The sequence below is a fragment of the Micromonospora sp. NPDC051196 genome, assembly GCF_040682415.1.
Classification (GTDB): Bacteria; Actinomycetota; Actinomycetes; order Mycobacteriales; family Micromonosporaceae; genus Micromonospora.
Map to the genome: position 1 here is coordinate 202,521 of NZ_JBFBAY010000011.1, position 10,795 is coordinate 213,315.

Annotated in this window: 11 protein-coding genes; 9 read left to right on the plus strand and 2 right to left on the minus strand. The window is 70.2% G+C overall.

The features are described from left to right. Positions 1-4 precede the first annotated feature (4 nt). The 5 genes from AB0M35_RS21610 (at position 5) to AB0M35_RS21630 (ending at position 3,911) form a co-directional block, all read left to right on the plus strand. Positions 5-454, plus strand: coding sequence for a pyridoxamine 5'-phosphate oxidase family protein (locus AB0M35_RS21610; RefSeq protein ID WP_363747347.1), 450 nt, complete (start codon positions 5-7; stop codon positions 452-454). A 297-nt stretch (positions 455-751) separates the two neighbouring features. Then, a complete protein-coding gene (locus AB0M35_RS21615) occupies positions 752-1,780 on the plus strand; it encodes a 6-phosphofructokinase (protein WP_363747348.1) in 1,029 nt (342 codons plus the stop codon). A gap of 69 nt (positions 1,781-1,849) precedes the next feature. Next, a complete protein-coding gene (gene proC, locus AB0M35_RS21620; RefSeq protein WP_363747349.1) occupies positions 1,850-2,668 on the plus strand; it encodes a pyrroline-5-carboxylate reductase in 819 nt (272 codons plus the stop codon). A 153-nt stretch (positions 2,669-2,821) separates the two neighbouring features. After that, positions 2,822-3,172, plus strand: a complete 351-nt coding sequence (locus tag AB0M35_RS21625) for a DUF2203 domain-containing protein (RefSeq protein WP_363747372.1) — start codon at positions 2,822-2,824, stop codon at positions 3,170-3,172. Between the two features lie 145 nt (positions 3,173-3,317). Then, positions 3,318-3,911 carry a GNAT family protein gene (locus tag AB0M35_RS21630; protein ID WP_363747350.1) on the plus strand — a complete coding sequence of 198 codons (594 nt, stop codon included), beginning with the start codon at positions 3,318-3,320 and terminating at the stop codon, positions 3,909-3,911. A gap of 106 nt (positions 3,912-4,017) precedes the next feature. On the opposite strand, the gene AB0M35_RS21635 is transcribed toward AB0M35_RS21630, so the two are convergent. Beyond that, positions 4,018-4,695, minus strand: coding sequence for an NADPH-dependent F420 reductase (locus AB0M35_RS21635; RefSeq protein ID WP_363747373.1), 678 nt, complete (start codon positions 4,693-4,695; stop codon positions 4,018-4,020). 147 nt (positions 4,696-4,842) lie between these two features. Then, the gene (locus tag AB0M35_RS21640; RefSeq protein WP_363747351.1) at positions 4,843-5,328 is read right to left on the minus strand and encodes a glutathione peroxidase; all 486 of its coding nucleotides are present in this window, start codon (positions 5,326-5,328) and stop codon (positions 4,843-4,845) included. A 212-nt stretch (positions 5,329-5,540) separates the two neighbouring features. Here AB0M35_RS21640 and AB0M35_RS21645 point away from each other — a divergent pair, with 212 nt between their 5' ends. The 4 genes from AB0M35_RS21645 to AB0M35_RS21660 all read left to right on the plus strand — a co-directional run bounded on the left by AB0M35_RS21645 (position 5,541) and on the right by AB0M35_RS21660 (position 10,463). After that, positions 5,541-7,139, plus strand: coding sequence for a glycosyl hydrolase family 18 protein (locus tag AB0M35_RS21645; RefSeq protein WP_363747352.1), 1,599 nt, complete (start codon positions 5,541-5,543; stop codon positions 7,137-7,139). Positions 7,140-7,407: 268 nt separating this feature from the next. After that, positions 7,408-7,887: a hypothetical protein gene (locus AB0M35_RS21650; RefSeq protein ID WP_363747353.1), complete on the plus strand. Its 480-nt coding sequence runs from the start codon at positions 7,408-7,410 to the stop codon at positions 7,885-7,887. Between the two features lie 87 nt (positions 7,888-7,974). After that, complete coding sequence (locus AB0M35_RS21655; protein WP_363747354.1) at positions 7,975-9,381, plus strand: class II 3-deoxy-7-phosphoheptulonate synthase; 1,407 nt, start codon at positions 7,975-7,977, stop codon at positions 9,379-9,381. A gap of 62 nt (positions 9,382-9,443) precedes the next feature. Next, on the plus strand, positions 9,444-10,463 hold the full coding sequence (locus tag AB0M35_RS21660; protein ID WP_363747374.1) for a GntG family PLP-dependent aldolase: 1,020 nt from the start codon (positions 9,444-9,446) through the stop codon (positions 10,461-10,463). The last annotated feature ends 332 nt before the right edge of the window (positions 10,464-10,795 follow it).

Sequence of the window (10,795 nt, forward strand, 5' to 3'; positions counted from 1 at the left end):
CAGCATGAGTGACGAGGCGATGGCCGTCGGAGCGGCCCGGCAGCGGCTGACCGGGCTGATCCGGGCGGCGGGCAGTTGCACGCTCACCACGATCTCGCTCGACGGTCGGCTGGTGGGCCGGCCGATGCTCCTGCAACGGGCGGAGTTCGACGGCGAGCTGTGGTTCTTCGCGTACGCCAGGTCGGCGACGTTGCGCCAGCTTCGGGTCAATCCGGAGGTCGAGGTGAGCTTCGCCGACCCGGGGGAGCAGGTCCGGGTGTCGCTGTCCGGCACCGCCCGCGACGACCACGACCCGGCGCGGGCACAGCGGCTGTGGCGCCCGGAACTGGCCGTCTGGTTTCCGGACGGGCCGACCACGGCCGGCCTGACCCTGGTCGCCGTGCACGTCACCGCTGCCCGCTGCTGGGACCGCACGGGTGGCCGCCGACTGAATCTGCTCGGCAGCGCCGAATAGCCGGCCAACGGCGGGCGGTTCGGCGGCGGGTGTCCGGTCGGTGGAGGTCGGTATGGCGTCGAGTGTCCGATCGGCGGGGCCGGGTCGGCGCCGGGTGGTCGGTCGGCAGCGGACGATGAGCTTCGCGATGAGCGCTACTGGCCGGTAGTGGGGCGCGGTGTCAGGTCGGGCCAGCGGCGACTACAGTCGCAGTGACGGCCCGCCCCGGGCCGGCAACGGCGCCGATGGTCTTACCTGACACATATCCTGGGGCTTGATCGGGCTTCACCAGATGCTCCCCAGGAGGATGAGCAGATCATGCGTATCGGCGTGCTCACCGGCGGCGGCGACTGCCCGGGTCTCAACGCGGTCATCCGGGCGGTGGTCCGTAAGGGCGTCGCCAGCTACGGCCACGAATTCGTGGGTTTCCGCGACGGCTGGAAGGGGCCGCTGGAGGGCCTGTCCCGGCCGCTGGGCATCGCGGAGGTCCGGGGGATCCTGCCGCGCGGCGGCACCATCCTGGGCTCCTCGCGGACCAACCCCTTCAAGATCGAGAACGGCGTCGAGCGGATCAAGGACAACCTGGCCGCCCAGGGCGTCGACGCGCTGATCGCCATCGGCGGTGAGGACACCCTTGGTGTGGCCACCAAGCTGCACGAGCTGGGCGTCAACGTCATCGGCGTGCCGAAGACCATCGACAACGACCTCGGCGCCACCGACTACACCTTCGGCTTCGACACCGCGGTCAACATCGCGATGGAGGCCATCGACCGGCTGCACACCACCGCCGAGAGTCACCACCGCACCCTGGTGGTCGAGGTGATGGGCCGGCACGCCGGCTGGATCGCCCTGCACGCCGGCCTGGCCGGCGGCGCCAACGTGATCCTGCTGCCGGAGCGGGCCTTCGACGTCGAGCAGGTCGCCGGCTACGTCGAGAAGCGCTTCCAGCACCAGTACGCGCCGATCGTCGTGGTCGCCGAGGGCGCCCAGCCGCTGGAGGGCCAGATGGTCCTGCAGAACCAGGAGCTGGACGCGTTCGGTCACGTCCGCCTCGGCGGCATCGGCCAGTGGCTGGCCGAGCAGCTGGAGGCCAAGACCGGCAAGGAGGCCCGCACCGTCGTGCTCGGGCACATCCAGCGCGGCGGCACCCCGACCGCGTTCGACCGGGTGCTGGCCACCCGGCTCGGCCTGCACGCCATCGACGCCGCGCACGAGGGTGACTGGGGCAAGATGGTCGCGATGCAGAGCACCGACATCGTCCGCGTCCCGCTCGCCGACGCCACCCGCGAGCTGAAGACCGTCCCGCTGGAGCGCTACGCCGAGGCCGAGGTCTTCTTCGGCAGCTGATCGTGGATCCGGCGTCGCGGCGGGCCGCCCGGTCCGCCGCGACGCCCATCTCCGGAGGAGGTACGTCAGGTGTCAGCTGGAGTACGCACCGTCGCGGTGATCGGTGCGGGCAAGATCGGCGAGTTGATGCTGTCCGGGCTGCTGCGCTCGGGCTGGCCGGTGGACCGCCTGCTGGCCACCGCCCGACGGCCGGCCCGTGCCGAGGAGTTGACCGCCCGCTACGGCGTACGGGTGGTGGACAATCTGGCCGCGGTGGAGCAGGCCGAGGTACTGGCCGTGGCGGTCAAGCCGCAGGACGCCGCCGCGCTGCTGGACGAGATCGGGCCGAAGGTGCCCGCCGACAAACTGGTCATCTCGCTCTGCGCCGGCCTGCCCAGCAGCTTTTTCAGCCGCCGGCTGCCCGAGGGCACCCCGGTGGTCCGGGTGATGACCAACACCCCTGCCCTGGTGGACCAGGCGATGACCGCCATCTCCGCCGGGGCGTACGCCACCGGTGCTCACCTGGCGCTGGCCGAGGACATGTTCAAGCCGCTCGGCGCGACGATCCGGGTGCCGGAGAGCCAGCAGGACGCGGTGACCGCACTGTCCGGCTCCGGCCCGGCCTACTTCTACCTGCTGGTGGAGGCGATGACCGACGCCGGCATCCTGCTCGGCCTGCCCCGGCAGGTGGCGCACGACCTGATCGTGCAGACCGCGATCGGTGCGGCGGTGATGCTGCGGGAATCCGGCGAGCACCCGGTGAAGCTGCGCGAGGCGGTCACCTCACCCGCCGGCACCACCATCTCCGCCATCCGCGAGCTGGAGAATCATGGCGTACGCGCGGCGCTGCTGGCCGCCGTGGAAGCCGCCCGCGACCGGGCCCGCGAGATCGCCGCCCAGGCCGGATGAGCTGCCCGGACAACTGATGATCGACTCCGTTGCGCCGATCCGGCGGTATCCCCGAACCGGTGGTGCCACCAGATCGGCGAAACGGAGCCAATCACCGATCCGTCGGCCCGGCGCCGGTACCCGAGGAATAACCGGGTGACGCATACTGGCGCGATGTTCACTCTCGCCCAGGCCCGGCACCTGGTGGCCACCCTGCACCCTCGGATCGACGAGCTGATCCGGGTCCGCGCCGACCTGACCGAGTTGCAGACCGACCTGACCAACCACGGGCTGAGCGCGCTCGGCGGCCGGCCCGAGGTCAAAGGGCTGGAAGCTCGCCTGCACGCGATCCTCGACGAGATCGGACAGCACGGCATCGAGATCAAGGGCGTGGCGCCGGTGCTGCTCGACTTCCCCGGCGAGCGCGAGGGCCGGCAGGTGCTCTGGTGCTGGCTGGAAGGGGACACCGACGTGCGCTGGTACCACCGCGCCGACTGCGGCTTCGCCGGCCGCCGCCCCCTCTGATCTCCGCTGATCTCCGCGTCGGGCGCGGGTCCGATGTGGAGATCATGTCATTCCGATGGCGACGAGGCCTGGTGGTGCTCTTCAACACCCTCGTGGCACTCGCTACGGTGGGCGCGATCATGCTGACCAACGGGGGAGGACACTGATGTTCGCTGTGCCGTTGACCGCCGATGCCGAGCTGCGCCCGCTCAATCCGTGGCACGCGGCGGAGTTCCTGGCCAACCTGGACCGGGCCCGGAAGAACATGACGCCCTGGGTGTCGCCGGCCTTCGTGGCCACCGACCTGGACGGGGCACGGCTCGTGCTGCAGCGCTACGCCGACCGGTGGGCCCGCGACGACGGCGGCATCTGGGGCATCTGGTCCGACGGGACACTGGTCGGCGGAGTGCTGCTGGTGTCACTGGACGTCGGGACGGGAGTCTGTGAGGCGGGCTGCTGGTTGGAGCCAGCCGCCGAGGGACGCGGGCTGGTGACCCGAGCGGTCAGCCGGCTCATCGACTGGGCGGTCGTCGAGCGCGGCCTGCACCGGGTCGAGTGGCGGGTCCTCGCCGGCAACGTACGCAGCATCGCGGTGGCCCGTCGGCTCGGCATGCGTCGCGACGGCGTACTGCGTGAGGTGGCTCCGGGCTCGAACGGGCGAGTCGACCTGGAGGTCTGGTCGCTGCTGGCCCCGGAGTGGCGCGCCCACCGCGCCGGTGCACCGCGCGATGCGGACGGCGGCGAGGGACGAGAACACTAGGGTGCGGCGCTCGACGACCCTCGTCCGACCTGCACCGGCCCGACAGGTTCGGTGCGCTGATCGCGCGGACCATGCCCCCGGCCGCTGACCGCCGGCCTGGTACAGGTCAGCCCCGCTCGGCCTGGGACAGCGTGGCACGCAGCTTGTCGGCGTCGCCGGGGGCCTCCTGTTCCCAGTTGGCCGGGTCAGCGGAGTAGATGGTGCCGTACGCCGGGGTGTCCGGCTGGAACCGCCAGCTGTCGGCGAGCGTGCCCGCGTCCACCGCGTCGTAGCCGATCCGGTCGAGGAAGGCGGTGACGACGGCCTTGGCCTCGGCGTCGTCACCGGCGATCGGCAGCGCGCTACGGTCCGCCGCGCCGGTGGGTCGGGCCAGGGCGAGCAGGTGCTTGAAGAAGATGTTGTTGAACGCCTTCACCACCCGAGCCTCGGGCAGGTGCTGTTGCAGCAGCTCACTGCTGGTGACGCTGTCCTCGTCCAGCTCGGGGATCTGGCCGTCGCGCTGCGGGTAGTAGTTGTTGGTGTCGATGACGACCTTGCCGGCCAGCGGCTGCGCCGGCACGGCCCGGTACGACTTCAGCGGGATGCTGACCACCACCAGGTCACCGGCGCGAGCCGCCGCGTCGACGGTGCCCGCGCTCGCCCTCGGCCCCAGCTCGTCGACCAGGTCGGCCAGCGTTTCCGGGCCGCGCGAGTTGCTCAGCACCACCTCGTACCCGGCGGCCACCGCCAACCGCGCGACGGTGCCTCCGATGTGTCCACTTCCGATCAACCCCACGACCGACACGTCAACCCCCATCGACTCGGCTGTCCACGTCGAACCTACTCGCCCGGCCGGCACTTGCGGCCCATCCCGGGCGATCTCCGGGCGGGCCTGCGGTGGCGGTGCCCCTCGACGGGGCACCGCAGGTGGATCGGTGGTCCGGATGGAAACTCAGGGAAGGGTCTTCTCCAGGGTGGCGCGCAGCGTGGGGTCGTCGGGGGTGACCGTCGGGGCGAAGCGGGCGGCCACGGTGCCGTCCGGAGCGACCAGGAACTTCTCGAAGTTCCATCGGACGTCGCCGGTGTGCCCGTCGGCGTCGGGGGTGTCCACCAGGGCGGCGTAGAGCGGATGGCGGTCGGGCCCGTTCACCTCGACCTTCTCCGTCAACGGGAAGGTGACCCCGTAGTTGACCTGGCAGAACTCGCTGATCTCCGCAGCGCTGCCGGGTTCCTGGCCGGCGAACTGGTTGCACGGGACGCCGAGCACCACCAGCCCGCGGTCGGCGTACTCGTCCTGGAGGGCCTGCAAGCCGGCGTACTGCGGGGTGAGACCGCAGCGGGATGCGACGTTGACCACCAGCAGGGCGCGCCCACGGTACTGCGCGAGATCGGCCGGGCCACCGGCGAGGGAGTTGATCGGAATGTCGAAGACGGACATGGCGCGAGGGTACCGCCGGGTGCCGGCGGTCGGCGGGTTCGCCGCGCGGTGGTTACCTCCGGGTAATGCCGCTCGACCGGCGGCGACGTAGCGAGCGATGCGGTTTGACCCGAACCAGGAAATCGATACATCGACATCTTGACGAAGTGAGGTCGTGTGAGTAGCGTCTCATCAACATTTTGGAAAGTTTCCTAACTGTTTGGAGACGCCACATGAAGAGATCGCTCCGCCGGGCCCTCTGGGCCAGCGTCGTGGTCGCGGTGACCGTCGCCACGGTCCCGATGGCCTCGGCGTTCGGCGCCGGGAGTGTGACCGCCTCGTTCACCCGGGTGCAGGACTGGGGGACCGGTCACGAAACAAGGGTCACCATCACCAACGGTTCCAGCGCCAGCGTCAGCACCTGGCGCATCGAGTTCGAGCTGCCCTCGGGCACCAGCATCGGCAGCTCCTGGGACGCCGACGTCACCCGCGACGGCAACCGGTACGTGGCGGTCAAGAAGAGCTGGGCCGGCGCGTTGGCTCCGGGCGCCTCCTTCAGCTGGGGCTACAACGGCACCGGTGCGTACCGGGCGCCCGTGAACTGCACCATCAACGGTGCGGCCTGCGGCGGTGGCACCCCGCCGCCGACCACCCCGCCGCCCACGACCACGCCTCCGCCGCCGACCTCCCCGCCGCCGCCGACCACGCCGCCGCCGAGCGGCCAGAAGGTGGTCGGCTACTTCACCCAGTGGGGTGTGTACGGCCGCAACTACCACGTCAAGAACATCCACACCAGCGGCTCGGCGTCCAAGCTGACCCACATCCTGTACGCGTTCGCCAACACCACCGGCGGCCGGTGCACCATCGGGGACAGCTACGCCGACTACGAGAAGGCCTACACCGCGGCGGAGAGCGTGGACGGCGTCGCCGACACCTGGGACCAGCCGCTGCGGGGCAACTTCAACCAACTGCGCAAGCTCAAGCGGATGTACCCGCACATCAAGGTGATCTTCTCGATCGGCGGCTGGACCTGGTCCGGCGGCTTCACCCAGGCCGCGCAGAACCCGACCGCCTTCGCGGAGAGCTGCTACAACATGGTCGAGGACCCGCGCTGGGCGGACGTCTTCGACGGCATCGACATCGACTGGGAGTACCCGAACGCCTGCGGCCTGACCTGCGACGCCAGCGGCCCGAACGCGTTCAAGAACGTGATCAGCGCGCTGCGTACCCGGTTCGGCTCCTCGGCGCTGGTCACCGCCGCGATCACCGCGGACGGCAGCAACGGCGGCAAGATCGACGCGACCGACTACGCCGGTGCCGCGACCCACCTCAACTGGATCATGCCGATGACGTACGACTACTTCGGCGCCTTCAACGCGCAGGGGCCGACCGCACCACACTCGCCGCTCTACTCGTACGCCGGCATCCCGCAGCAGGGCTTCTGGTCGGACGCGGCCATCCAGAAGCTCAAGAGCAAGGGCATCCCGGCCAACAAGCTGTTGCTCGGCGTCGGTTTCTACGGCCGGGGCTGGACCGGGGTGACCCAGACGACGCCGGGTGGCACTGCGACCGGCCCCGCCCCGGGCACCTACGAGCAGGGCATCGAGGACTACAAGGTGCTGAAGAACACCTGCCCGGCCACCGGCACCATCGGCGGCACGGCGTACGCCAAGTGCGGTAGCAACTGGTGGAGCTACGACACCCCGTCGACCATCGGCGGCAAGATGACGTACGCGAAGAACCAGGGCCTGGGTGGCGCCTTCTTCTGGGAACTCTCCGGGGACACCAGCAACGGGGAGTTGATCAGCGCCATCAGGGGCGGTCTCGGCTGAGCCGAGCGCCGACGCATCACCCACACGACGGGGAGGGGCCGCACCAGCCCCTCCCCGTCCAGCTGGGAGGTAAGGAAGGGCCCCCTGTTAACGCCTCCGGTAGAGCACGGGCCCCCTGTTAACACTTCGGCACCTCGGTCATGCCGCGTGTTGACAGGGGCTCTTCCTATGCGAAAGGTGATAAAAAGGGGCCCTTCCTTGCACCTGAGCAGGGGTGTGACAGACTCGCCGGTCGAACGGTGCGATGTCCGCAGATGGGGAGGTAACGATGCGGGTGTACCAGCGTTCGGCCGCCCTGGTCCTGCTCACGGCCGTGCCGTTCACGCTGGTCGGCTGCGGACTGATCGGCGGCGAGAAGAAACCGGCGGAGCAACCCGGCCGGGCTCCGGCCGAGGAGGCCTTGGCGAAGTCCCGCGAGCGGGTGCAGGCGTACCTCGACGCGATGGCGGCCAAGGACGTCACGGCCGGGCGCAGCCAACTCTGCGCGGTGCTGCACGATTCCTTCGACGAGGCGGCCACCGGGCCGAACGGTGACTTCGCCGACCACTTCAAGGTGGCGCAGACCGAGATCACCGACATCCGCCCCGGCCCGCTCGGGCAGGAGGTAAGCACCGTGGTCAGTGTCACAGTGGGTAAGCGCGAGGCCGATCGGCCGCTGCTGTTCACGGTCACCCGTGACGGGCTCGACTGGTGCATCTCGGGGGAACGGCCCGGTGGGCACAGCCCGGCGCCTGCGCCGACGCCCTGACCTGCGGCGGCGCGTACCGTCGTCCATCTGCCGGAACCCGGCCCCTCGCCGGTCGATCACCGCGTCGGTCGCCGTACGCTTTCTGTCATGCGCCATGAGTGGCATCAGTTGAGTCATCCGGCGGTGGGCAGCCCGGTGTTGCAGACCAGCCGTCCGACCGTCGACTCCGCCGAGGACGAGGCCCTCGGTCTGGACCGCTGGCGGGAGTTGCCCCGCGCCCAGATCCCGCCGTGGGACGATCCGGCCCAGGTCGCCGAGGTCTGCAAGGTGCTCGACCGGGTTCCGTCAGTGGTCGCCCCGTACGAGGTCGACCAGTTGCGGCAGCGTCTCGCGCTGGTCTGCGAGGGCAAGGCGTTCCTGTTGCAGGGTGGTGACTGCGCGGAGACCTTCGCCGACAACACCGAGAGTCACCTGCTGGCCAACGCCCGCACGCTGCTGCAGATGGCGATCGTGCTCACCTACGGCGCGTCGCTGCCGGTGGTGAAGGTGGCCCGGGTCGCCGGGCAGTACACCAAGCCCCGGTCGCTGCCGACCGACGCCCGGGGCTTGCCGGCCTATCGCGGAGACATGATCAATTCGCTGGAGGCCACGCCGGAGGCCCGGGTCGCCGACCCGCAGCGCATGATCCGGGCGTACGCGAACTCGGCAGCCGCGATGAACATGCTCCGCGCCTACCTCGCCGGTGGACTGGCCGACCTGCACGCGGTGCACGACTGGAACAAGGGCTTCGTGCGCAACTCCCCGGCCGGGGAGCGGTACGAGGCGATCGCCCGGGAGATCGACCGGGCCCTGGCGTTCATCCGGGCCTGCGGGATGACCGACGACGAGGCCCTGCGTACGGTCACTCTCTACTGCTCCCACGAGGCCCTGGCGTTGGAGTACGACCGGGCGCTGACCCGGGTCTCCGATCGTCGGGCGTACGGGCTGTCCGGGCACTTCCTGTGGATCGGTGAGCGCACCCGGCAGATCGACGGCGCGCACATCGACTTCATCTCCCGCATCGCCAACCCGATCGGGGTCAAACTCGGCCCGACCACCACGCCGGACGAGGCGATCGAGCTGTGCGAGAAGCTGAACCCGGAGAACATCCCGGGTCGGCTCACCTTGATCAGCCGGATGGGCAACCACAAGGTACGCGACGCGCTGCCGCCGATCGTGGCGAAGGTGACCGCTGCCGGGGCGAAGGTGGTGTGGCAGTGCGACCCGATGCACGGCAACACCCACGAGTCGTCCAACGGCTACAAGACCCGCCACTTCGACCGGATCGTCGACGAGGTGCTGGGCTACTTCGAGGTGCACCGGAGCCTGGAGACCCATCCCGGTGGCCTGCACGTCGAGTTGACCGGCGAGGATGTCACCGAATGCCTCGGTGGCGCCCAGGGCATCGCGGATCTCGACCTGCCCGACCGGTACGAGACCGCCTGTGACCCGCGACTGAACACGCAACAGTCGTTGGAACTGGCTTTCCTCGTAGCGGAGATGCTCCGTGGCTGACGCGAGGAGTGAGCTTGCGAGCCCCGCAGTCGGTAGCCGAAGGGACGACAGTGGCTGACTCGATGATCGATCTGCGTTCGGACACGGTGACGCGACCCACCGCCGGGATGCGGGAGGCGATGGCCACCGCCGAGGTCGGTGACGACGTCTACGGCGAGGACCCGACGGTCAACGCTTTGGAGGCCGAGGTCGCCGCGCTGTTCGGGCACGAGGCGGCGCTGTTCTGCCCGACCGGCTCGATGGCCAACCAGATCGCCCTGCAACTGTCGGTGCCGCCTGGCGCGGAGTTGCTCTGCGACGCCGACGCCCACGTGATCACGTACGAGATGGGGGCGGCTGCCGCGTACGGCGGAATCACCTCGCGGACCTGGCCTGCGGTGGGTGCGGACGTGGACCCCGACGTGGTCGCCGGCATGATCCGTCCCGACGGCTACTGGGCGGTGCCCACCCGGGCGATCGCCGTGGAGCAGACCCACAACCGCAGCGGTGGCGGCGTGATCCCCCTCGATACGCTGCGCCAGCTGCGCCGGGTCGCCGACGAGGCGCAGGCGGCGCTGCACTGTGACGGCGCCCGGATCTGGCACGCCCACGTCGCCGACGGGGTGCCGTTGGCCGACTACGGCGCGCTGTTCGACACGCTTTCGGTCTGCCTCTCCAAGGGGCTCGGCGCGCCGGTCGGCTCGCTGGTCGTCGGTGCCGCCGACAAGATCGAGCGGGCTCGGGTGATCCGTAAGCGAATGGGTGGCGGGATGCGTCAGGCGGGCATCCTGGCTGCCGCCGGCCGGTACGCCCTCGCCCACCACATCGACCGCCTTGCCGAGGACCACGCGAAGGCGGCCCGGTTGGCCGAGGCGATCGCCCCGTTCGGGGTGTTGGCCGCGCCGGTACGCACCAACCTGGTCCCGCTGGACCTGACCAAGGCGTCGCTGGACGCGCCCTCGCTGGCTGCGGCGGCTCGCGCCGAGGGCGTACTCATCTCGGTGCTCGGCCCCCGCACCGCCCGCCTGGTCACCCACATGGACGTCACCGACCCCGCCATCAACCAAGCCACCACCACCCTCACCCGCATCCTGCGCGCCTAACTCGGAAGTAGACCTACTTCCTCCCGATTAGGGCCGCTTCGCGCAGCGGAGCGACAGCAACTACCCCCACCCCCCACCCTCCCGCTCCCCGCCTCCCACTCCCCGCGATCTTGCACTTTCTGTCGGTGCGCAAGCCGCGTAACGGGGCATTTCGGCGACCGAAAGTGCAAGATCGGCGGGGAGGGGGAGGCGCGGCGGCGCGGGGCGGGAGGGCGCGGAGGCGGGAGGGTGGGGTGGGGGTCAGACATCCCAGGAGCTTGGATGTCAAGCAGCGACGGGTTGGGTTCGGTGTGACCAGGCGGTTGCCTGGTCGTAGTGGGTGGCGGTTTTGA

What these genes read in the sequence shown, in the direction of transcription:
- AB0M35_RS21610 (WP_363747347.1), top strand. Translation starts at nt 5, where the DNA reads ATGAGTGACGAGGCGATGGCCGTCGGAGCGGCCCGGCAGCGGCTGACC.
- AB0M35_RS21615 (WP_363747348.1), top strand. Translation starts at nt 752, where the DNA reads ATGCGTATCGGCGTGCTCACCGGCGGCGGCGACTGCCCGGGTCTCAAC.
- AB0M35_RS21625 (WP_363747372.1), top strand. Translation starts at nt 2,822, where the DNA reads ATGTTCACTCTCGCCCAGGCCCGGCACCTGGTGGCCACCCTGCACCCT.
- AB0M35_RS21630 (WP_363747350.1), top strand. Translation starts at nt 3,318, where the DNA reads ATGTTCGCTGTGCCGTTGACCGCCGATGCCGAGCTGCGCCCGCTCAAT.
- AB0M35_RS21640 (WP_363747351.1), bottom strand. Translation starts at nt 5,328, where the DNA reads ATGTCCGTCTTCGACATTCCGATCAACTCCCTCGCCGGTGGCCCGGCC.
- AB0M35_RS21645 (WP_363747352.1), top strand. Translation starts at nt 5,541, where the DNA reads ATGAAGAGATCGCTCCGCCGGGCCCTCTGGGCCAGCGTCGTGGTCGCG.
- AB0M35_RS21650 (WP_363747353.1), top strand. Translation starts at nt 7,408, where the DNA reads ATGCGGGTGTACCAGCGTTCGGCCGCCCTGGTCCTGCTCACGGCCGTG.
- AB0M35_RS21655 (WP_363747354.1), top strand. Translation starts at nt 7,975, where the DNA reads ATGCGCCATGAGTGGCATCAGTTGAGTCATCCGGCGGTGGGCAGCCCG.
- AB0M35_RS21660 (WP_363747374.1), top strand. Translation starts at nt 9,444, where the DNA reads ATGATCGATCTGCGTTCGGACACGGTGACGCGACCCACCGCCGGGATG.